Origin of the sequence: Rhodococcus sp. Leaf247 (genome assembly GCF_001426185.1) — a bacterium.
Lineage (GTDB): Bacteria > Actinomycetota > Actinomycetes > Mycobacteriales > Mycobacteriaceae > Rhodococcoides.
The window spans coordinates 307,998-334,733 of sequence record NZ_LMRP01000001.1; the positions used below are offsets into that span (position 1 = coordinate 307,998).

Below are 26,736 nucleotides of genomic sequence, written 5' to 3' on the forward strand. Positions count from 1 at the left end.
TAACGCTCACACTCTGTGTCACGCGTCACACGAGGTGGCGACGACGGAGGAGAACATGATGGCGTCGAAGAAGGTCGTAGCGGCGAGTGTGCTGTTGGTGAGCGGAGCCTTGGCCCTGAGTGCGTGCGGTAGTAGCGGTGGTGATTCCTCGAGCGGCGGAACGGTGCTCGGCTTCTCCCAGGTGGGTGCGGAGAGCGGCTGGCGGACCGCGAACACGACGTCCATCCAGAGCGCGGCGACGGACGCCGGCGTCGACCTCAAGTTCTCCGACGCCCAGCAGAAGCAGGAGAACCAGATCAAGGCGATCCGCACCTACATCCAGCAGAAAGTGGATGTCATCGCCTTCAGCCCCGTGGTCGAGACCGGGTGGGAACCCGTCCTGCAGGAAGCCAAGCGCGCCAATATCCCCGTGATCCTCACCGACCGTTCGGTCGACACCACCGACGAGTCTCTCTACGCCACCTTCCTCGGCTCCGACTTCGTCGCCGAGGGCGTCAAGGCCGGCGACTGGCTCGTGCAGAACAGCGCGACGTCCGACGTGAACGCCGACGGCCGCATCAACGTCGTCGAACTCGAGGGCACCACCGGCGCAGCACCGGCGATCGACCGCGCCGAGGGCTTCCGCGACGCCATTTCCTCTCAGCCGTCCATCTCCATCTCCGCGTCGCAGACCGGTGACTTCACGCGTGACGGCGGCAAGCAGGTCATGGAGTCGTTCCTCAACTCCGACAAGAACATCGACGTCGTCTACTCCCACAACGACGACATGGGCCTCGGTGCCATCGAAGCCATCGAGGCAGCCGGACTCGTCCCCGGAAAGGACATCAAGATCATCACCGTCGACGCGGTGAAGGACGGCATGCAGGCACTCGCCGACGGCAAGATCGACTTCATCGTCGAGTGCAACCCGCTGCTCGGACCGCAATTGATGGACCTGACGAAGAAGGTCGTCAACGGCGAAGAGGTGCCCAAGCGCGTTGTCACCGAGGAGACCACGTTCACCCGCGACCAGGCAGCATCCGTGCTCGCCGACCGCCAGTACTGACATGAGCATGGAGGTGATCGTTCCGCCGCGCTCGACGGCCACAGCGCCGATCGTGGAGATGAAGGACATCTCCATCACGTTCGGAGCCGTTCGCGCCCTCGACGGTGTCTCTCTCCGCCTGTTCCCGGGAGAGGTGCACTCGTTGATGGGCGAGAACGGAGCCGGCAAGTCCACCCTGATCAAGGCCCTGACCGGGGTCTACTCGATCGACAGCGGCACCGTGACGGTCGGCGGGACGCAGCAGGAGTTCGCGACTCCCGCCGCCGCGCAGGCCGCCGGTATCAGCACCGTCTACCAGGAAGTGAACCTGCTCCCGAACCTCACGGTCGCGGAGAACATGTTGCTCGGACGCGAACCGCGTCGCGCCGACAGGTTCTCCGCGGCGCCGGCAGCCGTGCGCTCGGCACTCCGAGCGATCGGCGGCATCGATACCCGCGCGATGAACCGCCGCGCCCGCGCCACACTCGATCGCCTCGGGCTCGACGTGGACCCGTCATCGGTCCTCGGCGATCACCCCATCGCGGTCCAGCAGCTGATCGCGATCGCCCGCGCCGTCGACGTCGACGCCCGCGTGCTGATCCTCGACGAGCCGACGTCGAGCCTGGACAAGGACGAGGTCGAGACGCTCTACGGCGTCATCGAACGACTGCGGTCCGCCGGCACCGCCGTCGTCTTCGTCTCCCACTTCCTCGATCAGATCTACCGGATCGCCGATCGGATGACGATCCTGCGCAACGGCCGCTTCGTCGAGGAACGCATGGTGGCCGATACCTCGCAGTTGCACCTGGTCCAGCTGATGATCGGGCGCGAGCTCGATCTGCTCGACAGGCTGGACGACCGCGCACCCGTCGTCGTCGATCCCTCCAGCGAACCGGTGATGGAAGTGCTCGGCGTGGGACGCAAAGGTGCCCTCGAGGCCACCGACCTGCGCCTGTACGCCGGGCAGGTCGTCGGCGTCGCCGGGCTACTGGGATCCGGGCGCACCGAGCTCGCCCGACTTCTCGGCGGTGCCGACCGTTCCGACAGCGGATCCATGACCGTGCATGCCGTCTCGCGGCGGTTCCGCACCCCGCGCAACGCCGTCGATCAGCGGGTCGCGCTCACCAGCGAGGACCGCAAGGCGGACGGTGTCGTCGGCGACCTCACGGTGGCCGACAACATGATGCTCGCTCTGCAGGCGAAGCGAGGCTGGATGCGACCCATCCCCCGCTCCCTGCGCGCTCGGTTGGTGCAGGAGTACATCACCGCACTCGACATCCGACCCAGCGATCCGGATGCGTTGATGCGCAACCTGTCCGGCGGCAACCAGCAGAAGGTGCTGCTCGCCCGGTGGCTCGTCACCGAACCGGAACTGCTGATCCTGGACGAACCCACCCGCGGGATCGACATCGGCGCCAAGGCCCAGATCCAGTCGCTCGTCGCCGATCTCGCGTCGCGCGGAATGTCCGTCGTGTTCATCTCCGCCGAGCTCGAGGAAATCCTGCGGCTCAGCGATCGCATCGTGGTCATGCGCGATCACCGCAAGATCGACGAACGCGTCAACGACGGCGTATCCGTCGGTGACGTTCTCGCCACCATCGCCGCCGGTACACGCACCGACGAGGTCGTCGAGACCACCTCGGCGCCTGTCGACGCCGCAGACAGGAGCCTCGCACCGTGACCGCCACCCTGGGTGTGACACCCACACCCTCGCAGCCGACGCCGGACCGCCCCGCGCCGTCCCGCATCAGATCGCTTCCGTCCCACCCGGTCTTCTGGCCGTTAATTGCCCTGCTGGTACTCGTGGTGATCAACGTGATCGTCACACCCGGCTTCCTCGACATCCGCATCGTCAACGGCGGCGTGTTCGGCAATCCCGTCGACATCGCCCGCAACTCGGCCCCGTTGATCCTGGTGGCCGTGGGCATGACGCTGGTGGTCGCGACCCGAGGCATCGACCTGTCCGTGGGTGCGGTCGCGGTCATCGCGGCGGCTGTCGCGTGCACTCGCATCGTCGCCTCGCCCGACGAGAGCGCCGCCTCCACCGTGATCATGGCCGTCGCCTGGGCACTGGGCGCCTGCCTCCTGCTGGGACTGTGGAACGGACTGTTGGTGTCCGTCTTCGGCATTCAACCCATCATCGCGACTCTGGTGCTCATGGTGGCCGGCCGCGGTCTCGCCATGCTGGTGACGGACGGTCAGATCACCACCGTTGCCGACGGCGCCTTCGGGTTCCTGGCCTCGGGCATCGTCCTGGGCCTGCCGGTCGCGCTGCTCATCGCTCTGGCCGTCGTGGCCGTCACCGTGCTGATCACGCGCCGCACCGCGCTCGGAATGCTCGTCGAGGCGGTCGGCATCAACCCCGAAGCGAGCAGGCTCGCCGGAGTGCGGTCGCGAACGATCGTCTGGACGGTGTACGTGTTCGCCGCGCTGTGCGCCGGCATCGCGGGCCTGATCATCGCCGCCAACACCAATTCCGTGAACGCCAACAGTCTCGGTCTGTGGATCGAGCTCGACGCGATCCTCGCCGTCGTCATCGGCGGCACCGCCCTCACCGGTGGACGGTTCTCCCTCGCCGGCACCGTCGTCGGTGCGCTGCTCATCGGAACGCTGACTCGCACCATCACCAACGTGGGCATTCCGTCCGAGGCGAACTACCTCTTCAAGGCACTCGTCATCATCGTCGTCTGCCTCCTGCAGTCACCCCGCGCCCGTGCCTCTCTGCGTACGCTCCGCCCCACCAGCCGGAAGGCCCGCGCTCATGAGTGACCTGCTCACGCACCCTCCCACCGGATCACCCGCTCCGGCGACGAGCCACGGCACCTGGGACCGCGTACGCCGGTACTCGCCGCCCTCGCGGTTCCTTCCTGTCATCGCGACGTTCGCCCTTCTCGTGGGACTGTTCGGCATCGGCGAGATCCGCTACCCCGGTTTCGCCGACCCCCAACTGTTCCTGTCCCTCTTCATCGACAACGCGTTCCTGATCGTGCTGGCCGTCGGCATGACCTTCGTCATCCTCACCGGTGGTATCGATCTCTCCGTCGGATCCGTCGTCGCCCTCTCGACGATGATCGCCGCTCGCACACTGCAACTGGGCTGGTCCCCGATCCTGGTCATGGCCACGGTGCTCCTGTGCGGAACGTTGCTGGGCACCACCATGGGAATCCTGGTGCACTATCTGCAGATCCAACCCTTCGTGGCGACCCTCGCGGGCATGTTCCTCGCCCGCGGCCTCTGCTACATGATCGGTGTCGAGTCGATTCCGATCACCGATTCCACGTTCAGCGCCATCGCGTTCGGCGTCGTCGAACTCCCCGGTGGCTACTCCGTCACGTGGTCCGTCGTCATTGCGCTCGTCACGGTCGCCGTCGCCGCCTACGTGCTGGCGTGCACCCGCTTCGGCCGCTCCGTGTACGGCGTCGGCGGCAACGAGGCCTCCGCCGTCCTGATGGGCTTGCGCGTCGCGGTTGTCAAAGTGGGCGTGTATGCGATCAGCGGCTTCTGCGCCGCTCTCGGCGGTCTGCTGTTCGCCTTCTATGCACTGTCCGGCTACAGCCTGCATGCCGTCGGAATGGAGCTCGATGCCATTGCCGCCGTGGTCATCGGTGGCACTCTCCTGACCGGTGGACGTGGCTACGTCCTCGGATCCGTCGTCGGTGTGCTGATCCTGGGCGCCATCCAGACCTTCATCGCCTTCGACGGGACCCTGAGCTCCTGGTGGACCCGCATCACCGTGGGCGCGTTGCTCCTGGTCTTCGTGGTCGCTCAGCGCCTGCTGAGCATGCGGCGGCGGACATGACGACCGAGGCCGACGGGCGCGCCCCCGTCATGGCCGACGTCGCGCGGCTCGCCGGCGTCTCGCACCAGACGGTCTCTCGGGTAGTGAACGGTCAGAACAACTTACGACCCCAGACTCGCGACCGAGTGCAGAAGGCCATCGACCAGCTGGGGTACCGCCCCAACCGCGCCGCACGAGCGTTGGTGACCAAGAAGTCCGCGACCATCGGCATCATCGGCTCGAAGCTCGGGTTCTGGGGACCGAGTGCGACGCACCGCACCGTGCAGAGCGCCGCTCGCGAGGCCGGCTACTCCGTCAGCGCGGTCAGCCTCTCGACGCTGTCCCGCGAGGAGCTGGTCGCGGCGATGCACCATCTGCACGACCAGGGCGTCGAGGGAATCGTGCTCATCGCCGCGACGGACGACGCGGTCGCCGCGGCCCGCTCGGAGGAATCCGTGGTCCCCGTCGTGGTCGTCGAGGGCGACCCGCTCACCTCCCGCTGGACCGTGGGCATCGATCAGAAGGGTGGCGCGCGGATGGCCACCGGTCACCTCGTCGACGTCGGGCACGACAAGATCGTCCATCTCGCCGGACCGCACGGATGGGCCGAGTCCCGCGCCCGCGAGCAGGGATGGCAGGACGTCCTCGACGAGCACGGTCTGCCGTGGACACCTCCGCTGCGGGGCGACTGGTCCGCGCGCAGTGGATACGAGTGCGGCCTGCGCCTCGCATCGGACACCTCCGTGTCGGCGGTGTTCTGCGCGAACGATCAGATGGCGCTGGGACTTCTGCGAGCCTTCCACGAGAGCGGGCGCCGCATACCCGAGGACGTCGGCGTGGTCGGCTTCGACGACATCCCGGAGGCCGCCTACCTGATTCCCCCACTCACCACTGTCGGGCAGAACTTCACCGAGGTCGGTCGTCGAGCCATCGAGATACTGCGCGCGGCTCTCGACGACACACCGACCCCCGAGACTCGCATCGAACCCGAGCTGATCGTCCGAGCGAGCAGCACCACACCAGGAGAGCGCCATGACAACGGCTGACCATACCGAGACCTATACCGTCGGAGTCGATTACGGAACCCTGTCGGGACGCGCCGTCGTGGTGCGCGTGTCCGACGGAGCCGAACTGGGCACCGCGGTCCACGACTACGAGCACGGCGTCCTCGAATCCACCCTCCCCGGCGGGAACGTCCCTCTGGGCGATGCCTGGGCACTGCAGGTTCCGCAGGACTACCGCAACGTTCTGCGCAATGCCGTGCCGGCAGCCCTCGCGTCCGCCGGCGTGCGGCCGGAGCAGGTGGTCGGCATCGCCACGGACTTCACCGCGTGCACCATGGTCCCCACCCTCGCCGACGGAACCCCGCTCTGTGAGGACCCACGCTTCGTCGACCGTCCGCACGCCTACGTGAAGCTGTGGAAGCACCACGCTGCGCAGGGCCAGGCGGACCGCATCAACGCGCTCGCCGCATCACGCGGCGAGACGTGGCTGCCCCGATACGGCGGGCTCATCTCCTCCGAATGGGAGTTCGCGAAGGCACTGCAGATCCATGAGGAAGATCCCGAGATCTACGACGCGCTCGATCGGTGGGTCGAAGCCGCGGACTGGATCGTGTGGCAACTCTGCGGCACGTACGTCCGCAACGCCTGCACCGCCGGCTACAAGGGAATCCTGCAGGACGGCAAGTACCCGTCGGCGGAGTTCCTCACCGAACTCGCTCCGGGCTTCGGCTCCTTCGTCGAGGACAAGCTCGACCAGCCGATCGGCGAACTCGGCTCGCGCGCAGGCACGCTGACCGCGGAGGCGGCCGGATGGACCGGCCTGCCCGAGGGCATCGCGGTCGCCGTCGGCAACGTCGACGCGCACGTCACCGCCCCCGCGGCGCGGGCGGTGGAACCCGGCCGCATGGTGGCGATCATGGGAACGTCGACCTGTCACGTGATGAGTGCCGATGTGCTGCGCGAAGTTCCGGGAATGTGCGGAGTGGTCGACGGCGGCATCGTCGCCGGTTCCTACGGATACGAAGCGGGACAGAGCGGGGTGGGCGACATCTTCGGATGGTTCGTGCGCACCGGCGTTCCGGCGGACTACCGGGACGCCGCCGAGGCCGCCGGGGAATCGGTCCACGATCACCTGACCCGGTTGGCGTCCGAGCAGGAGGTGGGCGAACACGGCCTCGTCGCTCTCGACTGGCACAGCGGCAACAGGTCGGTCCTCGTCGACCACCGACTCTCGGGCCTCGTCGTCGGTACGACACTCGCGACGCGCCCCGAGGACATCTACCGTGCGCTCCTCGAGGCCACGGCATTCGGCACGAGGGTCATCGTCGAGACGTTCCGCGCCAGCGGGGTACCCGTCGAGGAATTCGTCGTCGCGGGAGGCCTCGCCCGGAACCCGCTGTTGATGCAGATCTACGCCGACGTGCTGCGAATGCCGTTGTCCGTCATCGGCTCCGACCAGGGCCCCGCTCTGGGCTCGGCCATCCATGCTGCCGTCGCCGCCGGCTGCTACCTCGACGTGCCGACGGCGGCGAAGTCGATGGGACGCGTACGCCGAGGTGCCTACGTGCCCGACGACGCGCGATCCGAGGCGTACGACGCCCTGTTCGCCGTGTACTCCGAACTCCACGACCACTTCGGTAAGGACGTATCCACGATGAGACATCTCCGATCGCTCCGCGGCGACGCGTTGGCACGGAAGGCGGCCGCACGATGACGATCGTCGACGACGTCCGCACCGCGGTGACCGCCGTGCGCCGTGACGTCTGCGCACTGCACTCCGAACTGGTGCGGTACGGACTGGTGGTGTGGACGGCCGGCAACGTCTCCGCGCGGGTGCCGGGACAGGACCTGTTCGTCATCAAACCCAGCGGGGTCTCCTACGACGACCTGACACCGGAGAACATGGTGGTGTGCGACCTGGACGGCACCGTCGTCGAGGGTGACCATGCTCCGTCGTCGGACACGCAGGCCCAGGCGTACGTCTACCGACACCTCGACCACGTCGGTGCGGTCGTCCACACGCATTCGCCCTATGCGGTGGCGTGGGCGGCGCGCGGTCAGGCGATCCCCGTCGTCACCACGATGTGCGCGGACGAGTTCGGCGGCGACATCCCGGTCGGACCGTTCGCCGCCATCGGCGACGACTCGATCGGTCGGGGCATCGTCGACACGCTCCGGGAGAGCCGGTCACCGGCCGTCCTCATGCAGAACCATGGTGTGTTCGCCGTCGGCCCGACCGCTCGGTCCGCCGTGAAGGCGGCCGTGATGTGCGAGGACGTCGCCCGGTCGGTACACCTCGCACACCAACTCGGCCAACCGCTGCGCATCCCGCCCGCCGCCGTCGACGCCCTGCACGAGCGATATCAGAACGTGTACGGCCAGCGCTGATCGACAGACCGTCTCCACTTTCCGCCCCACCCGTTCTCGCCGCCGCGATCCGCGGACGGCACAGGAGGTTCTCCCCATGTCCGCTGCATCCACGTCCACCCCGGTCTCCGGCACAGCTCGTCCGGAGGTGTGGTTCCTGACCGGCAGCCAGGGCCTGTACGGCCCAGAGACTCTCGACCAGGTCGCCACACAGTCCCGCGAGATCGCCGACAAACTGGACGCGAAGCTGAGCGTGAGCGTGGTCTGGAAGCCGGTGCTTCTCGACGCGTCGTCGATCCTGACGCAGATGCGCGAGGCCAACGCCGCCGCCGACTGCATCGGTGTGATCACGTGGATGCACACCTTCTCCCCCGCGAAAATGTGGATCGCCGGGCTGGACGCACTCGACGTGCCGCTGTTGCATCTGCACACGCAAGCGGGAATGTCGTTGCCGTGGTCCACGATCGACATGGAGTTCATGAACCTCAACCAGGCCGCGCACGGTGATCGCGAGTTCGGCCACATCCAGTCGCGAGTCGGCGTGCTGCGCACCACGGTCGCCGGGCACGTCGACAACCCGACCGTCGTCACGCGGGCGGATCAGTGGGCCCGTGCAGCGGTCGGTCGCGCGGAGATGCGCACTCTCAAGCTCGCCCGCTTCGGCGACAACATGCGCGATGTCGCCGTCACCGAGGGCGACAAGGTGGAAGCGCAGCTGCGCTTCGGCGTCTCGGTCAACACCTACGGGGTGAACGACCTCGTCGAGGTGGTGGACGGCGTCGGCGACAGTGCGATCGACGATCTGGTCGCCGAATACGTGGACGTCTACGACGTCGCCTCCGAACTGCGGCCGGGCGGTGACCGTCACGAGTCGCTGCGCTACGGCGCGCGCGTGGAAGCCGGAATGCGGCAGTTCCTGTCCGACGGTGGATTCGGAGCCTTCACCACCAACTTCGAGGATCTCGGCGGGCTACGACAACTGCCCGGCCTGGCCGTGCAGCGTTTGATGGCCGACGGCTACGGATTCGGCGGAGAGGGCGACTGGAAGACCTCGATGTTGTTGCGCGCCATGAAGACCATGGCTGCCGGCCTGGACGGCGGAACGTCCTTCATGGAGGACTACACCTACCATCTCGTTCCCGGCGAGGAGAAGATTCTCGGCGCTCACATGCTCGAGGTGTGCCCGTCCATCACCACGTCGCGGCCCACGGTGGAGATCCACCCGCTCTCCATCGGCGGCCGCGAAGACCCTGTGCGCATGCGGTTCACCGCGGATCCCGGCCCCGGCATCATCGTGGGACTGTCGGACGTCGGTGAACGGTTCCGCCTGACGGCCAACGTCGTCGAAGTCGTCGAGCCCGACGAGGCACTGCCCCAGCTGCCGGTGGCGTGCGCGGTGTGGAAGCCCGAGCCGTCGCTGTCGGTGTCCGCGGAATCGTGGCTGACCGCCGGGGCACCGCACCACACCGTGATGAGCACCGCGCTCGATATTGCTGTGCTCGAAGCATTCTCGGACATGATCGCCGTGGAACTGCTCACCATCGACGCCGACACGACAACGAGGGGCTTCCAGCGCACGTTGCGCTGGAACGCGGCATACCACCGGCTCGCAGCGGCGCTCTGACGGATCACGCGCCGCGTCGCCGGAGGTGACCGCCGAGCCGGCGGTCTAGCGGTACACGACGGTGACCGGCGCGTGGTCCGACCATCGGAGGTCGTAACTGTCGGCACGTTCGACGACGGCGTCCTTCGCTCGGTCGGCGTAGTCGGTGGTGGCCATCTGGTAGTCGATGCGCCATCCCGCGTCGTTGTCGAAAGCTTTGCCGCGGTACGACCACCAGCTGTAGGGACCGTCCTGGTCCGGGTGCAGTGCGCGCACGACATCCGTCCAGGCTCCGGTCTCGCCGATGAACGAGTCCAACCAGGCCCGCTCCGACGGAAGGAAGCCGGACTTGGTCCGGTTCCCCTTCCAGTTCTTCAGGTCCAGTTCCGTGTGCGCGATGTTCCAGTCGCCGCACACGACGTGGTGCTCGCCCGACGATCCCGACGCGTCCAGGTGGTGCGCGAACGCTGCCATGAACCGTTCCTTCGACGCCTGCTTCTCGGTACCCACCTCGCCCGAGGGCAGATACAGGCTTGCGACGGTGACGGCAGGATCGGCGCCGACCGCGGGGTAACGCGCTTCGATGTACCGGCCCGACTCGTCGAATTCGGCGTCACCGAAGCCGATGCGGATCGATTCGGCCGGCGTCCTCGACAGGATTGCTACCCCGTTGCGTCCCTTCACGGACGGCTCCGCGGACACCAGGTGCCACCCCGCACCCTGCCTGCCACCGTCCAGCGCGGGGCCGAGGCAGGACAGGACTTCGTCGTCGGTCGCGCGAGTTTCCTGCAGGCAGATCACGTCCGCGCCGGACGTCGCGAGCCAGTCGAGCATTCCCTTACGCACTGCTGCGCGGATGCCGTTGACGTTGACCGAGGTGATGGTGTGAGACACCGGAGAACCGTATCCGAGCTCAGACCACTACTACCCGGGCGTCCGTCCGTCGCTGCATCGCAACGGAGGTGGCGAGGACGGCGATACCGGCTATCGCCAGGCCCGCACCGACGACGGCGGGGGCCGTGTATCCGAAGCCGGCGGCGATGACGGCACCGCCGAGAGCGGCGCCGAGGGCGTTCGCGAAGTTGAACGCGGCGTGGTTCAGCGAGGCTGCCAGCGTCTGCGCGTCGGCGGCGACGTCCATCAGACGCGTCTGCAGGCCGGGCACGATCGCAGACCCGGAGGCTGCGATGAGAAAGACGACGATCAGCGCGGTGACCGGGTTGTGAGCCGCCGCGACGAACACGGCCAGGCTCACCGCGACCGAGGTCATGGCCAGGAAGAGACCGGGAACCAGCATGCGGTCGGCGATCCATCCACCGAGGAAGTTGCCGGCCACCATGCCCAGTCCGTAGATCATCAGCGCAACGGGAACAGCTGCCTTGGACAGGCCGGACACGTCGGTCAACGTGGTCGCGATGTAGGTGTACACGGCGAACATGTCGCCGAATCCGACCATGCCGACGAACAGTGTCATCCATACCTGGGTGCGGCGGAACGCTCCGAGCTCGGTTCTGGTGTCCGTGGTCGGCATCGAGTCGAGGCGAGGCAACCACACCGCGAGCGCGGTGACGGTGAGCGCTCCGATGACCGCGACGATGCCGAACGCGCTGCGCCACCCGAAGGCCTGACCGATCCACGTCGCGGCAGGAACGCCCACCACGTTGGCGACGGACAGACCCATCATCACCATCGCCACTGATTTGGCGCTTACCGGGATCCGCGAGGTGGGCCGCGACCAGCGCCGCAACACCGAAGTAGGCGCCGTGGGGCAACCCGGCGACGAATCGTGACGCCATGAGTTCGTGGAAGCTCGGCGCGAAGACGGTGCCGAGGTTGCCCAGCGTGAAGGCAACCATCAGAGCGAGGAGAAGGGTGCGGCGAGGAACCCGTGCCGCCAGTGCCGCGATCACGGGGGCGCCGACGACGACGCCGAGTGCGTAGGCGGAGATGAGGTGGCCCGCGCTGGGCTCGGACACCGACATCGAGGTCGCCATGTCGGGGAGCAGACCCATGGACACGAACTCGGTGGTGCCGATACCGAAGCCGCCGAGCGCCAGCGCCGACATCGCCACGCGTCGACGACGGACACGCTGCCGATCCGGCACGGCAGGTGCCGCGGCGGGTGCGGACGGGAGGACGTCGAAAGCGACGGAGGGGGGTGTCACAAGCTCTCTTTCGTGGTCGGCGGTGCGGTTCATGATCGATTCAGAAGGTAAGAACCCGTGAAACGGACAAGGCGCCCCGAAAGGCGCCTTCGCGTGTTCCAGTCTGAACCCCGGCCAGGTCATTCGCCAATCGAACGACCGTGAGTTCGGCCACCCTTCCGACTCCCGGGAACGACCCGCTACCATTCCTGCCAAGGTCATGAGCGCCAGCATCGAGCCCCGGCTTGCTGGCCGGCAACCCTCCAACCGCGGTGGGGTGCCCCGGGTGATGACCGGGTTACTCGGTCCGTGATCGTGCGGAGCGAGAGCAAGCGCGGGCCCGATCCCTCGGGCCCACCGACCGGCACCTCGGAGGTTTCCACCATGTGTTGTAGCTCGCGATAGGCCCCGATACTTCTTTCTCCACGAAGCTCGGCTCGCCTACTGCGCTCTGCACACGGTGACGGTGACTCGTGCGGCAGACGTGGTGCGTTCCGACGTGGATTCCCTGCACGCCACCTCCACGAGGAGCACGACAGACATGACCGACAACTACTCCAACCCGGACTCACCCGCGCCCGAGGTCTCCGCGCCCGACGTCTCGGGATCCGATGTCGTCGACGCGGTGGGTGCGCCCGTCGAAGATCCGGCTCTGAACTGGAGTTTCGAGACCCGCCAGGTCCACGTCGGACAGGTTCCCGATGCGACGACCCACGCACGCGCCCTGCCGATCTACCAGACCACCTCGTACACGTTCGACAACACCGATCACGCGGCAGCACTGTTCGGACTGGCCGAGCCCGGCAACATCTACACCCGCATCATGAACCCCACGCAGGACGTCGTGGAGCAGCGCATCGCCTCCCTCGAGGGCGGCGTCGCCGCACTGCTCGTCTCGTCCGGCCAGGCCGCCGAGACGCTGGCGATCCTGAACATCGCCGAGACCGGCGACCACGTCGTCTCCAGCCCGCGTCTGTACGGCGGCACGTACAACCTCTTCCACTACACGCTGCCGAAGCTGGGCATCACCGTCTCGTTCGTCGACGATCCCGACGACCTCGACCAGTGGGACAAGGCAGTCCGCCCGGAGACGAAGGCGTTCTACGGGGAGACCATCTCCAACCCGAAGAACGACATCTTCGACATCCGCGGCGTCTCCGATGTCGCTCATCGCCACGGCATTCCGCTGATCGTCGACAACACCGTCGCGACCCCATACCTGATCCAGCCGCTGAAGCACGGCGCGGACATCGTGGTGCACTCGGCCACCAAGTACCTCGGCGGCCACGGCACGGCCATCGCCGGCGTCATCGTGGACGGCGGCGGCTTCGACTGGACGCAGGGCCGCTTCACCAACTTCACCACCCCTGATCCCAGCTACCACGGTGTGGTGTTCGCCGATCTGGGCGCGCCCGCGTACGCCCTCAAGGCGCGTGTGCAGTTGCTCCGCGACATCGGCGCCGCGGTGTCCCCGTTCAACGCCTTCCTCATCGGGCAGGGCATCGAGACTCTGTCCCTGCGACTCGAGCGGCACGTGCAGAACGCCACCGCCGTGGCGACGTTCCTCGAGAACCGCGCGGAGGTCGTCAGCGTCAACTACGCCGGACTCCCGTCGTCGCCCTGGTACGACCGTGGCCGGGAGCTGGCGCCGCGCGGCGCCGGAGCCATCGTGGCGTTCGAACTCACCGGTGGGCTCGAGGCCGGAAAACGTTTCGTCGACGCCCTGGAACTGCACAGCCATGTCGCTAATATCGGTGACGTGCGTTCCTTGGTCATCCACCCCGCGTCGACGACGCATTCGCAGTTGTCGCCCGAGGAGCAGGCGGCCTCCGGCGTGACGCCGGGGCTCGTTCGACTCGCCGTCGGTATCGAGGGAATCGACGACATCCTCGCCGATCTGGAGAAGGGTTTCCGGGCAGCATCTTGACACTCGATCTCCCCTCGCTCGCTCGTTCGTCGGCATTTCCGCCGGCGGACGGGCGGGTGGGCACCGTGCACATCGGCGACGTTCCCCTCGAGAGCGGTCGCGTGGTTCCCGACGCGACCGTCGTGGTGCAGCGGTGGGGAGAGGTGTCTCCGGCGCGGGACAACGTCGTGCTGGTCGAACACGCACTCACCGGCGACTCCCATGTCACCGGACCGGCCGGGCCGGACCACCCGTCACCCGGCTGGTGGTCGGGAATGGTCGGTCCCGGAGCGCCGCTGGACACCGACCGTTGGTGCATCCTGGCGACCAACGTCCTGGGTGGCTGCCGCGGTACCACCGGACCCTCGTCGCTCGATCCCGACGGCGTCGCGTGGGGATCACGTTTCCCGGAGATCTCGATCCGCGACCAGGTCACCGCCGAGCGCATGGTTGCCGACGCGTTGGGAATCGAGCGTTTCGCGTCGGTGGTCGGCGGATCCATGGGCGGAATGCGCACCCTGGAGTGGCTCGCGTCCCATCCCGACAGGGTGGCCTCCGCGCTGGTCATCGCTGTCGGCGCCCGGGCGTCCGCCGATCAGATCGGCACGCAGACGACACAGATCGCGGCCATCACCGGGGACCCGGACTGGCAGGGCGGCGACTATCACCACACGGGTCGAGCTCCGCTGTCCGGTCTCGCCGTGGCGCGGCGCATCGCGCATCTGACCTACCGCACGGAACACGAGCTGGACACACGCTTCGGCAACCGCTCGCAGGTGGGAGAGGACGCCCTCGACGGTGGTCGCTACGCCGTGCAGAGCTACCTCGAGCATCAGGCAGCGAAACTCGCCGGGCGATTCGATGCCGGGTCGTACGTACTGCTGACCGAGGCGATGAACCGCCACGACGTCGGACGTGGCCGCGGCGGACTGGAGACCGTCCTGCGGTCCGTCACCGTTCCGACGGTCGTCGGCGGGGTCGACTCGGACCGGCTCTACCCGCTCCGTCAGCAGCAGGAGATCGCCGACCTGATCCCGTCGTGCGACGGGCTCAGGATCATCTCCTCGCGGGACGGACACGACGGCTTCCTCACCGAGCCGGATGCCGTGGCCACCATGCTCATCGCCACCATGGAACTGGCCTCGGATGCTGTGGCTCCCACGCGCTGAAACAAGTGTAGGTTGGCACACCTCACAAAGAAACCTGTAGTACACAAGGACCGTCGAAATCAAGTTTCGGGTTTGTTAGTGTCGGAGCCGTGGGACATCCACGGTGGGCGGAAGTTCACGCAGTGCGCAAGTGAACTATCCGGGAGAACACATGGCCGAGCGGAGCTCGCACTCGAAGACCGGTGGTGTCGGCGACGTCGATGCCGGCGTTGATACGGGCAGCGACTACGAGGACGTCTTCGATCTGACCACGGCTCAGCGCGACATGTGGTTGCTGCAGGAGCTCGATCCCGACGTGACCTTCGCGGTGGCGCACTACATGGACATTCGCGGGCCCATCGATGTGGACCTACTCGCACAGGCGATGCGGCAGACCACGGTGGAGACCGGATCCATGCTCACCACCCTCGTCACCGAGGGCGACGAGGCCGACGATCCCGATGCCGGCCGCCGACACACCGTCCGTCAACGCCTCGACAGGTCGCTCGCCGACGTCGAGCTGATCCGCGTGGACGTCAGCGCCGAGGACGACCCCGAGGATGCCGCGGTCGAGCTCATGACGGAGTTCACCCGGCCGCTGGACATGTACCGGGACGCGCTCGGCTACACCGCGCTGATCACCCTGGGCGAGGACCATCACTATTGGTACGCCCGCGGGCACCACGTCGCGATCGACGGGTACGGAGCATCCGTCGCCGCCGCCCGGACCGCCGAGATCTACTCGGCACTGGTCGAGGGCCGGGAACCACCGCCGGCGCGCGCCCGACATCCCCGAGCGTTCGCGCTGGCCGAGGCGAAGTACCGGGCATCGTCCAGACTCGAGCGGGACCGCGCGTACTGGGCCGGTCTCCGCGACGTCCTGGGTGAGCCGGTCTCCATGTCGGGCCGGGTCGCTCCCCCGTCGGCGTACAACCACCGCTGCGACACCCTGCTGGGCACCAATGCCGACCGCACCGTCCACGATGCCGCCGAACGTCATCAGAGCACCGTCGCGGTCGTGGTGGCCGCAGCATTCGCAGCATTCCTCGCCAGGGTCACCGACACCCCGGACGTCGTGGTCACCATGCCCATGGCGGCGCGCGTGACGTCCTGGATGCGCGAGTCCGCGTCGATGGCCGCCAACGCCGTACCCGTGCCCGCTCACTGCGGCGGCAGCGTCGAGATCGGCGACGTGGTGCGCGAGGTGGGTCGACGCGTCAGCGAATCCCTGCGTCACCAACTTCTCCCCGCGTCGGAAATCGCGCATCTGCTGGGCGCCCCTGGAGTGACACTCGGCCCGACCATCAACCTCATGATGTTCGGTGAGCGCGTGATGCTCGGCGACATCCCCGCCGACCTCGAACTCCTCACCTCCGGTCCCACTGCCGACATGGCGGTCACCGTGCACCAGAGCACCACCTCGGGCCGTCTGCGGGTCGACCTCGAGGGAAATCCGGCGCTGTACTCCGCCGACGACCTGGTGACCCACAGCGAGCGATTCGCCCAGTTCCTCGTCGAATTCGCGGCCGCCGAGGTCGGCACCCCGCTGCGCACCATCTCCCTGCTGACCGAGCAGGAGCGGCTCGAGGTGCTGCCCCCCACGGACGTCATGGTTCCCCCGTTCGCCACGCTCGCCGACATCCTCACGCGCGGAGTCGCTCTCGGCACCGGCAATGCTGCCGTCGTGGACGGCACCGTCGAGGTCACCTACGCCGAACTCGACGCACGCTCGGACGACCTGGCACGCGAACTGACCGATCTCGGTATCGGCCCGGACATCGTCGTCGTCTCGGCGTTGCCCCGGTCGCACTGGTCGATCACCTCGGCGTGGTCCATCGCGAAGTCCGGTGGCGCCTATCTGCCGATCGATCCCGCTCTCCCTCTGGAGCGGATCGCCACGATCGTCCACGACAGCGGCGCGCTGGTCGGAGTGACCACGAGCGACCTGGTCGACACCCTCCCGTCCCAGGTGCAGTGGATCCTCGTCGACGACGTCCGCGAACCGTCTCGACCCCTCCTCCCCCGACCGGTCTTCTCCCGACCCGGTCCGGACGATCTCGCGTACGTGATCTACACGTCGGGCAGTACCGGCACACCCAAGGGCGTCGCCGTGACGCATCGCGGACTCGCCGCCATGACCTACGCGGCGATCTCCTCGCACCGACTGCCGCGCGCGGCCCGTGTGATGCATTTCGTCTCACCGGGTTTCGACGCATCGATTCTCGAGATGGTGCTCGCCTTCGGGTCGGGGGGAACCCTCGTGGTCGTCCCGTCGGACGTCCACGGCGGCGACGAGCTCGCCGCGGCGCTCCACGATCTTCGTATCGACGCCGGCTTCGTCACACCGTCGGCACTGGCCACCGTGCGCGTGCCGGTCGGCGGCGGGCCGCGAGCGATCGGCGTGGGCGGCGACGTCGTTCCCGCTGCGTTGGTGGACGACTGGGCTCCCGGACGCAGGCTCGTCAACGTCTACGGTCCGACCGAGAGCACGGTCGCCGTGACGTTCGGTCCACTGGTCGCCGAACACGAGGTCGAACTGGGATCGCCGTTCCCCGGCATCCGCGCCTTCGTCCTGGACAGCAACCTCGCGCTGACCGCACCGGGATGTGTCGGCGAGCTGTACCTCGGTGGAACCGGTATCGCACGGGGATACCTCGGCCGCACCGATCTGACCGCCGGCAGGTTCGTCGCCGATCCGTTCGGATACTCCGATCGGCTCTACCGCACAGGCGATCTCGTGACCTGGACCACCCGCGGCACCCTCGTCTACCTCGGCCGTCGAGACGGCCAGGTCAAGGTGCGCGGGTTCCGCATCGAACTGGGCGAGATCGAAGAGGCTCTGCGCTCGTTGTCCGACGTCGTCGACGCCGCCGTCGTCGTGCGCGGCAGTGGCGCACATCGAACTCTGGACGGCTTCGTCACCGTGGACGCAGGGTCGGCCGCGGAGTCCGACGGCCTCGTCGACGAGCTGGCGCTCCTGTTGCCGCAGTACATGATTCCCAATCGCATCACCGTCCTCGACGAGATGCCCCTGAACCCCAACGGCAAGATCGACCGACGCCGCCTCCCCGAACACAGCGCCCGTGAGGACCGCCCGACACGCGCCCCCGAGACGGAGAACGAGATCCTCGTCGCGGGCATCCTAGCCGAGATCCTCGGTCTCGACGACGTCGCCGCGACCGACGACTTCTTCGAGCTGGGCGGGAACTCGCTGCTGGCGACACGCGTGGCCTCGCGAGTCTCCGCCGTCGGCGGCCACTCCATCGGTGTCCGTGAGATCTTCTCCCACCCCGTGGTGGAACGCCTCGCACTCCACCTCGACGACGGAGGTCCAAGGGAATCGGGTGACGAGTCCGGCCCCGTTCCCGTCGACCGCAGCGTCCCCATCGCGGCGTCACCTCCGCAGCGCAGCATGTGGTGGATCGAGCAGTACCGGCCGTCGGCCACCTATCACGTTCCGATGGCACTGAGAATCTTCGGAACCTTCTCCGTCGAGGCGGCTCGGTCGGCACTCGTCGACGTGGTGACGCGCCACGAGAGCCTGCGGACCGTCTTCGGCATCGACGACACGCGTGCCGCAGCCGAGCAGGTCGGACCGGTGCAGATCGTTCTCGGGATCGAGGCCGCCACGACCGCGCTCGACGTCGCACTGATCGACGCGGCGGACGAGGAGGCCGTCACGGCCACACTCGCGGACGTCGCCTCACGGCCGTTCGACCTGTTCTCCGACCTCCCGCTCCGAGCCGCGATCCTCACGGTCGGGCCCGGATCGGACGACCATGTTCTCGCCCTGATCCTGCATCACGTCTGCGTCGACGGCTGGTCCCTCGGTGTCCTCGCGGCCGATCTTCTGGCGGCGTACACGGCTCGTGTCGACGGTGACGAACCACGGTGGGCTCCGCTCCCCGTCCAGTACGCGGATGCGTCGGAATGGCAGCGTCGATCGCTCGGCTCGCTCGACGATCCGTCGTCGCCCCTCGCCTCCGCGACCGCGTGGTGGCTCGACACTCTGGCCGGACTGCCCGACGTCCCCACCCCGGGCGCGGATCGCGCACGGCCCGCCGAGCCGACCGGTCTCGGCGCCACCGTCGGGATCGAGCTCGACGCCGAGCAGACCGCGAAGCTCGACTCGGTGTCCCGCCGAATCGGACTGTCGCATTTCATGATCGTCCACGCGGCGTTGGTCATCGTCCTCGCCGAACTCGGTGCCGGACACGACGTCACCGTCGGTACGGCCGTCGCCGGACGTCGCCACCAGGACCTCGACACCGTCGTCGGCATGTTCGTCAACTCCGTGGCACTGCGGACGGTGGTCGATCCGACCGCGACGGTCGCCGAACACCTCGAGGCCGTGCGTACCGCAGACCTCGAGGCGCTCGCCCGGGCCGACATGCCCTTCGAGGTGTTGGTCGAGGCGCTCGATCCCCCGCGCACTCCCGGACGCCACCCCCTGTTCGACGTGATGCTGACGCAGCGGACCACGCCGAACATCTCTGCGGCCGTCGGTGGTGCGCAGATCTCGGCTCACCGCATCGATGTGGGGCGCGCGAAGTACGACCTCGAAGTCGTCCTCGACGACTCCGCCGGGCACTCCGGCGGATCCGCGATCGAGATCGACTACTCGACGGACCTCTACGACCGTCGCACGGCCACCGCCTTCCTCGACCGTCTGCTGTCGGTACTCGACGTCATGACCACGACGCTGGACGCTCCGCTGTCGGACATCGGCGTCCTGCTTCCCCACGAACGCGCGGCGACCGTTCCCATGCGCGGACGTGCGAAGCTTCGATCCGTCGACGCGGTGACCTCGCTGGACGAATCGGTCGCGCTCCGCGCCGTCACGACGCCCGGGGCGATCGCGATCGTCGACGGTGATCGCCACACCACCTACGCGGAGCTCGACACTCTGGTCTCGCGCGGCGCCGCTCGACTGATCGACAACGGGGTCTCCGCCGATACTCGGGTGATCGGACTTCTCCGGCGATCCACCGAGTCGGTGGCGGCGATCCTCGCTGTCGCCCGCGCCGGTGGGGCGATCGTCCCGGTCGACCCGGACTACCCGGCCGAGCGCCGCCGATTCATGGTGCGCGACAGCAAGACTCTGCACGCCGTCTGCTCCGATCCCGCCGATGTTCCCAGCGACGGCTTCCTATGGACCACCACCGACGCGTTGTTCGCCGAGGACGGCGTGCCCTCTCTCGCCGTCGACACCGACGACTGGTCGATACCTCTCGACTGCACCGCGTACGTCACGTACACCTCGGGAACGACCGGGCGGCCGAAAGGCGTGCAGGTCACGCGGCGCGGCTTCGGACACGTCACGGCGGAACTGGTGCGCGCGTTCGGGACCACCGAGTCCTCGCGCGTCCTGTCCTTCGCGTCGCCCAGTTTCGACGCGTCGATGCTCGAGCTGGGTCTGGCCTTCGGATCTGGAGCGACGTTGGTGATCGTGCCTCCCGGCATCGTCGGCGGCACCGAACTGAGCACTCTGGTGCGCGAGCAGAAGGTCACCCACACGTTCCTCACGCCGTCCGTGTTGGCGACGATGATCGACGTCGAGCCCCTTCCGGCCGACCTGGTCGGGTTGGGAATCGGTGGGGAGAACTTCGGGCCGGATCTTCTGGACGCCGTCGCGTCCGGTCGCAGAATAGTCAACGTCTACGGTCCGACCGAAACGACCATCAGTTCGCACCTCGAACACCTCACCCTCGGCGACGAGGTCTCGATCGGACGCCCGGTCGGTGGCATGCGCGCCGTGGTTCTCGATGCTCGGCTGCGCCCGGTCGCCCCCGGTGTGGAGGGAGAACTCCACCTGGCCGGCACGCAGCTGGCCAGGGGGTACCTCGATCGCCCCGCGCTGACGGCCGCCCGGTTCGTCGCGGACCCGTACGGGCTGCCGGGCGCCCGGACCTACCGCACCGGCGACCTGGCCAAGTGGTCGTTCCCGCCCGACGGGACCGAACCGCTGGTGCGCATCACCGGACGCAGCGACTTCCAGGTCAAGATCCGAGGGCTCCGCATCGAACTCGGCGAGATCGACGCCGTGTTGTCGACAGCACCCGGTGTCGGCGGCGCCGTGACAGTCACCGCGCCGGGTCCCACCGGCGAGACTCTGCTGGTGTCGTTCGTGCAGTCGGGCGACGGCATCGACGGGGCCGACGTCCTGCGGTTCGCACGCACCCGGCTCCCCCGGCACCTGGTGCCCACCACGGTCGTCGTGCTCGACCACTTCCCCCTCACCCCTGTGGGCAAGCTCGACCGCGCCGCACTACCCGTGCCCGACACCCTCACGGACGTGTCGGACCGTGCGGCACGGACCGCTGCGGAGGTCGCTCTCGAGTCGGTCCTGGCCGATGTCCTCGGAGTCGAGAAGGTCGGCGTGAGCGCCGACTTCTTCGCCCTCGGCGGAACATCGCTGACCGCGACCAGGTACGCCGCACGCATCGCGGACGTCACCGGAGTGCACGTCCCGGTGCGGGCCGTCTTCGACCGACCCACCGTCGCCGAATTGGCCGAACTTCCCGAGCTCGCGGAACTGTCGGAGCTGCCCGCGTTCACCGAGGTGGCCGAGTCGACCGCGGCGAGTCGCCCCACCGACGCACGACACGCACTCGGTGCGTCCCACGCCGCTCGGAACCCGATCGTCCGACCTGATCCGATGCCGCTCTCGCCGTCGCAGCTGTCGATGTGGTTCGCCGCGAAGGTGTCGAGCACAGCGTCGGCATACATCATCGTCGCCGGTCTTCACATCCGTGGACCGCTGGACACGGATGCGGTCGGAGCTGCGTTGGACGACGTCGTAGCCCGCCACGAATCGCTGCGCACGGTCTATCCCACCGTGGCCGGCGCCCCCGTCCAGGTCGTTCTCCCCCCGGTTCACGTCCCCCTGACGGTCGTCGAGGCGGGTGCGGACGATCTCGACGTCACCGGACCCGAGGTGCAGGCCGTTCTGGACGAGCTCTCCGACACCCCGTTCGAACTGTCCACCGAGGTTCCCGTGCGCGGACGCATCATCCGACTGTCCGCGACGGATCATGTCGTGGGCGTCGCCGTCCACCACATCGCGGCCGACGGTGAATCCGTGACCCCGCTGACGACGGACCTCCTTCTCGCGTACGAAGCTCGCCGCTCGGGTTCCGCGCCCGTGTGGCCCGAGGAACCTGTCCAGTACATCGATCATGTTCTGGCTCGCACCGCATCGATCACCGGCGACGCCCGCGAGCAGTCGCTCGCGTTCTGGCGGGAATCGCTCGAGGGAAGTCCGGCCGAGCACTCCCTGGTCACCGACATGGCCCGGCCGGCACGTCCGACCGGACGTGCCGACATCGTCGATGCCGTGCTCACGCCGGAGGCCCGGTCCCGAGCCCGCGAGTACGCGGCCGCACACCACGCCACCGAGTTCATGGTCGTCCACGCGGCCTTGGCGGCCGTACTCGCTGCGCGCACACCCGAGGTGGATCCGCTTCTGGGCTCCGCGGACATCGTGGTGGGAACGCCCTTCGCAGGACGAGACGGCTCGGACTCCATGGTCGGCATGGCCGTGAACACTCTCGCGCTGCGCACCCCCGTGTCCCTGTCCCAGTCGTTCGACGAGACTCTGGCCGTGGTCCGCGACCGCGATCTGGATGCGTTCGACAACGCCGCACTCCCCTTCGACACGCTCGTCTCGGAACTACGTCCCGAGCGCCATCCCGCCCGCCACCCGATCGTGCAGATCATGCTGTCGGTGCACGGGTCGCCGCCGCTGCATCTGGAACTGGGTGACCGCACGGTCACCGCACTGACCCCTCCGATCGACAAGTCCGCATTCGACCTCGTCGTGACCCTCCGCGCCCGCGAGGACGGGGGCGCCGTCGTCTCCGTCACCTACTCGCGAGAGCTGTTCCTGCCCAGCACCGCTCGGGCGATGGCGGCAGCCGTGGTGGACACCATCGACCGTGCCACCACCGACGGCTCACTGTCTCTCGCCAGCCTGACCGGACCGACACGCATCGGCCCCGGAACCGACTCCCTCGGACGTCTTCTCCACCGGGCCGCCGACGAATCACCGCACCGGACCGCCGTCGTCGCTGCCGACGGCCGGCGGACGTATGCCGAGCTCCTCGCCGCCGCGGACTCGCTGGCGGACGAGCTGCGTGCCGCCGGAGCCGTGCCGGGCACAGTCGTGGCTCTGGCCATGGGGCGGTCCCTGGCGTCGGTCACCGCGTTCTGGGCCATCGCCCGCAGTGGCGCGACCGTGCTGCCGATCGATCCGACGTATCCCGAGGAACGACTGAAGTACATCCTCGAGGATGCGAAACCCGTTCTGGGACTGCACGCCGCGCTCACCGCGGTTCCGGCATCCGTGCCGTGGTGGGACCTCGACGTCGACGGCGCACGGGTCGGCTCCACAGAGACGGTCTCGCCGATCGTTGCCGACGGCCTCCCCCGAGGTGAGCGAACGCTCGACGACGTGGCGTACCTGGTCTACACCTCCGGCACCACCGGGCGACCCAAGCCGGTCGCGGTCACCCACCGCGGTCTCGAAAGTCTGGCCGTGGCACTGGGATCCACCTTCGACACCACTCGCACCTCGCGTGTCCTCCACGCTGCCTCACCGGGCTTCGACGCCGCAGTCCTGGAACTGCTGCTGGCTGTGGGACGCCGTTCGGCGCTGATCGTCGCACCGCCCGCTACCTACGCGGGCCGCGCGTTGTCGGCACTGATCGACCGTGAGCGGATCGACGTCCTGTTCCTGACACCCGCGTCGCTGGCCACCCTCGATCCGCACGACGTGCCGACGGTGCGCACGGTCGGCACCGGAGGCGAGGCGCTTCCCGCAGCACTGCTCGAGGCCTGGTCGCACGGACGTCGCGTCGTCAATGCGTACGGGCCCAGTGAGACCACCGTCGCCGCCACCATGGGCGTCCAACTCGCCGGCCGACCGCCGCACGTCGGGGCACCGGTGCCCGCGGCCGCCGTCCACATCCTCTCCGACGCGTTGTCGGAGGTCGAGTCCGGCGAGCTCTACGTCTCGGGTCCGCTTCTGGCGCAGGGATATCCGGGCCGCGCCGCAACCACGGCGTCGAGATTCGTCGCCAGCCCGTTCGGTCGTCCCGGCAGCCGCATGTATCGGACCGGCGACCTGGTCCGCACAGCCGTCGACGGTCTGCTCGAGATGACCGGACGGTCCGACACCCAGACCAAGATCCGCGGCGTGCGCATCGAGCCGGGCGAGGTGGAGGCGGTTCTCGTCGCGCACCCGTCCGTGACGTCCGCGGCCGTGGTTGTCGGCGAGAACACGGCGGGTGCGGTCCTGGCGGCTCACGTCACCACGACGCAGGGCGCCGACCCGGTGGACATCCGCGAGTTCCTGTCCACTCTGCTTCCGCGTGGACTCGTCCCGGCAACGATCACGATGCACGACGCCCTGCCGCTGACCGCGCACGGAAAGGTCGACAGGCGTGCGCTGTCGATGCCCGTCGGCACACTCGAGCCGCTCGGTCGCGGTCACCGTGGGGAGTCGACGTCGGCGGTCGCCACCATCCGCCCCGTGGCTCCGGTCCGGTCGATGCTCGACATCGTGAGCTCGTCCTTCGCCGACGTCCTCGGACTCGACACCGTCGGTCCGGACGACGACTTCTTCGCCCTCGGCGGCAATTCACTGGCCGCGGTGCGCGTCATGGATGTGCTGCGTGAGCGCATCGGCGACCGTATCGACACCGATGCCGTCGACGTCACCTGGTTCTTCGACGCAGCCACCTCGGCTGCGTTGTCCGCCCGTCTACAGGAGCTGATCATGCTCGATGAAGGTCGCACGGACACCACGTCCACCGGCACCGCAACGAAGGCCACCGGCGCGAACGGCACCGGCACCAACGGCACCAGCCCGAACGGCACCGGATCGAACGGCACCGGGTCGAACGGGTCGGCCTCGAACGGGTCACATGCCGCACGCCCCGCCACCGGTTCGGTCCGCCGATCCAGCACCGACGTCGTTCTCCCGCTGAGAGCCGGCGACGACGGGGTCACGCCGTTGATCTGCGTGCACCCCGCCATCGGACTGTCGTGGAGCTACACCGGGCTGCTCCCGCACCTCGACCCCTCCATCCCCGTCCTGGGTCTGCAGGCTCGCGGTATCGCGGTCGCTGCACCGGCGCCGGCGTCGATCTCCGAGATCGCCCGCGACTACGTCAACACGGTCCGCACCCAGTTCCCCGAGGGCCCGTACCGGCTGCTGGGCTGGTCCCTCGGAGGCCTGATCGCCCACGCGATGGCCATCGAGTTCCACAAGCTCGGCGAGACCGTCGAGCTGATCATCATGGACGCGTATCCGCTGGCCGGGTCCGGACTGCCGAGGACGGAGATGTCCGTGGCGTCGTTGATCCGGGAGTTCCTGCCGCTGGAGATGGACGTCGACGACGACATCGGCCTGGACGAGGCGATCGCGATGATCCGGGCCGCCGGTGGACCGACGGCGCACCTGGACGAAGGACAGATGCGCCGCCTGTACGAGAGGTACCGCCTGTTCGTCGACCTCGGTCACGATCACGCCCCCGAGCGTTTCGACGGCGACCTCACGTTCTTCTCGGCGACTGTCGACGCGGATCCGACTCTCACTCCGTGGGCGTGGCGCCGCTACATCGCGGGCTCCATCACCGACTTCCCGGTGGACGTCCAGCACAACGCGATGGGCACACCCGACGCGTTGGCGGCCGTCGCGCGCCGTCTCGGGAACGCGCCTCTCGCCCTGCTCGCTGGTGCTCGGTGACCGCAGGACTCTCCCGAGGCGACACCCTGGCCGTCGACGTTCGCGGGCTGGTGAAGGACTACACGGGACGACGCAACACCCACCGCGCGCTCGACGGCGTCGACCTGACGGCGGACGCGGGTCGGGTCACCGCCGTTCTCGGACCCAACGGGGCCGGTAAGACGACGACGGTGCGCATCATCTCGACGTTGATCCGTCCGTCGTCGGGCTCGGTTCACGTCGCCGGTGTCGACGCGGTGCGCGATCCGCGGACCGTGCGCGGCCTGATCGGCCTGTCCGGTCAGTACGCCGCCGTGGACGGACGGCTCACGGGCTACGAGAACCTGCGCATGCTCGGCCGCCTCTACGGACTCAGTGCGCGGGACGCGCGAGCCCGCGCGCACCAGTTGCTCGAACGTTTCCGGTTGGAGGACACCGGCAAGCGATCGGTGTCGACGTTCTCGGGCGGTATGCGTCGACGACTCGATCTGGCGGGAGCGCTGGTCGCGCGGCCGCCTCTGATCGTGCTCGACGAGCCGACCACGGGGCTCGATCCGCGGAGCCGTAACGACATGTGGGACATCGTGACCGAACTCAAAGCGGACGGAACGGCAGTGCTTCTGACGACGCAGTATCTCGAGGAGGCCGATCGGCTCGCCGATGCCATCGTCGTCGTGGACGGCGGAGTCGTCGTCGCCCGCGGCACACCGACGGACCTCAAGTCCCGCGTCCGCCCTCCGTCTGTCGAGGTGCGCCTGGCCGATCCCCGCGACCTACGGTTGGCGGCTGACCTGTTGCCGCGCATGAACTTCCGAGTCCATCGCGACGGCGCCTCCGCAGGGTGGTTCACGGTCGACGCTCCCTGGGGAAGCGAGTCGATGGTGGATGTGCTGAGCCGGTTGCACGGCACCGGGATCCGCGTCGGCGACGCACGGGTGAACGTGCCCGACCTCAACGACGTGTTCTTCGAATCCACGGGAAGCTCCTCACCCGCGTCGATGGCGACGGCTGCATCGTGACTCAGCCGCTCCTC

The 26,736-nt window shown here is 68.2% G+C and carries 13 protein-coding genes, 1 pseudogene and 1 riboswitch; of the genes and pseudogenes, 12 read left to right on the forward strand and 2 right to left on the reverse strand.

Annotation, left to right across the window (positions count from 1 at the left end; translation table 11 throughout):
- Window positions 1-58: 58 nt before the first annotated feature.
- The 8 genes from ASG64_RS01405 (at window position 59) to araA (ending at window position 9,797) form a co-directional block, all read left to right on the forward strand.
- Window positions 59-1,045, forward strand: coding sequence for an ABC transporter substrate-binding protein (locus ASG64_RS01405; RefSeq protein ID WP_042573358.1), 987 nt, complete (start codon window positions 59-61; stop codon window positions 1,043-1,045).
- A gap of 1 nt (window position 1,046) precedes the next feature.
- On the forward strand, window positions 1,047-2,705 hold the full coding sequence (locus ASG64_RS01410; RefSeq protein ID WP_056069366.1) for a sugar ABC transporter ATP-binding protein: 1,659 nt from the start codon (window positions 1,047-1,049) through the stop codon (window positions 2,703-2,705).
- The gene (locus ASG64_RS01415; RefSeq protein ID WP_235579453.1) at window positions 2,702-3,793 is read left to right on the forward strand and encodes an ABC transporter permease; all 1,092 of its coding nucleotides are present in this window, start codon (window positions 2,702-2,704) and stop codon (window positions 3,791-3,793) included. The genes ASG64_RS01410 and ASG64_RS01415 overlap by 4 nt, the downstream gene beginning before the upstream one ends.
- Window positions 3,786-4,823, forward strand: coding sequence for a galactofuranose ABC transporter, permease protein YjfF (gene yjfF, locus ASG64_RS01420; RefSeq protein ID WP_082517962.1), 1,038 nt, complete (start codon window positions 3,786-3,788; stop codon window positions 4,821-4,823). The genes ASG64_RS01415 and yjfF overlap by 8 nt, the downstream gene beginning before the upstream one ends.
- Window positions 4,820-5,848 (forward strand): LacI family DNA-binding transcriptional regulator, encoded by a 1,029-nt coding sequence (locus ASG64_RS01425; RefSeq protein ID WP_056069369.1) that lies wholly within the window; start codon window positions 4,820-4,822, stop codon window positions 5,846-5,848. The genes yjfF and ASG64_RS01425 overlap by 4 nt, the downstream gene beginning before the upstream one ends.
- Window positions 5,835-7,520 carry a ribulokinase gene (gene araB / locus ASG64_RS01430; RefSeq protein ID WP_056069372.1) on the forward strand — a complete coding sequence of 562 codons (1,686 nt, stop codon included), beginning with the start codon at window positions 5,835-5,837 and terminating at the stop codon, window positions 7,518-7,520. Before ASG64_RS01425 ends, araB begins: the two co-directional genes overlap by 14 nt.
- Entirely contained in the window at window positions 7,517-8,194 is a 678-nt protein-coding gene (locus ASG64_RS01435; protein ID WP_056069375.1) for an L-ribulose-5-phosphate 4-epimerase, read from the forward strand. The genes araB and ASG64_RS01435 overlap by 4 nt, the downstream gene beginning before the upstream one ends.
- Window positions 8,195-8,270: 76 nt before the next feature.
- Window positions 8,271-9,797 carry an L-arabinose isomerase gene (araA, locus tag ASG64_RS01440; protein WP_056069379.1) on the forward strand — a complete coding sequence of 509 codons (1,527 nt, stop codon included), beginning with the start codon at window positions 8,271-8,273 and terminating at the stop codon, window positions 9,795-9,797.
- A gap of 45 nt (window positions 9,798-9,842) precedes the next feature.
- Here araA and ASG64_RS01445 read toward each other — a convergent pair whose 3' ends face one another.
- Both ASG64_RS01445 and ASG64_RS01450 read right to left on the reverse strand, forming a co-directional pair.
- Window positions 9,843-10,670 (reverse strand): exodeoxyribonuclease III, encoded by an 828-nt coding sequence (locus ASG64_RS01445; RefSeq protein ID WP_082517964.1) that lies wholly within the window; start codon window positions 10,668-10,670, stop codon window positions 9,843-9,845.
- A 19-nt stretch (window positions 10,671-10,689) separates the two neighbouring features.
- Window positions 10,690-11,842, reverse strand: a pseudogene (locus ASG64_RS01450) (MFS transporter).
- Window positions 11,843-12,136: 294 nt separating this feature from the next.
- Window positions 12,137-12,261, forward strand: a riboswitch (SAM riboswitch).
- Between the two features lie 200 nt (window positions 12,262-12,461).
- On the opposite strand from ASG64_RS01450, the gene ASG64_RS01455 reads away from it, so the two are divergent.
- The 4 genes from ASG64_RS01455 to ASG64_RS01470 all read left to right on the forward strand — a co-directional run bounded on the left by ASG64_RS01455 (window position 12,462) and on the right by ASG64_RS01470 (window position 26,722).
- Window positions 12,462-13,847: a bifunctional o-acetylhomoserine/o-acetylserine sulfhydrylase gene (locus ASG64_RS01455; RefSeq protein ID WP_082518281.1), complete on the forward strand. Its 1,386-nt coding sequence runs from the start codon at window positions 12,462-12,464 to the stop codon at window positions 13,845-13,847.
- Window positions 13,844-14,995 carry a homoserine O-acetyltransferase MetX gene (gene metX / locus ASG64_RS01460; RefSeq protein ID WP_082517966.1) on the forward strand — a complete coding sequence of 384 codons (1,152 nt, stop codon included), beginning with the start codon at window positions 13,844-13,846 and terminating at the stop codon, window positions 14,993-14,995. Before ASG64_RS01455 ends, metX begins: the two co-directional genes overlap by 4 nt.
- A gap of 151 nt (window positions 14,996-15,146) precedes the next feature.
- A complete protein-coding gene (locus ASG64_RS01465; protein ID WP_156388229.1) occupies window positions 15,147-25,724 on the forward strand; it encodes a non-ribosomal peptide synthetase in 10,578 nt (3,525 codons plus the stop codon).
- Entirely contained in the window at window positions 25,721-26,722 is a 1,002-nt protein-coding gene (locus ASG64_RS01470; protein ID WP_042573124.1) for a daunorubicin resistance protein DrrA family ABC transporter ATP-binding protein, read from the forward strand. Before ASG64_RS01465 ends, ASG64_RS01470 begins: the two co-directional genes overlap by 4 nt.
- The last annotated feature ends 14 nt before the right edge of the window (window positions 26,723-26,736 follow it).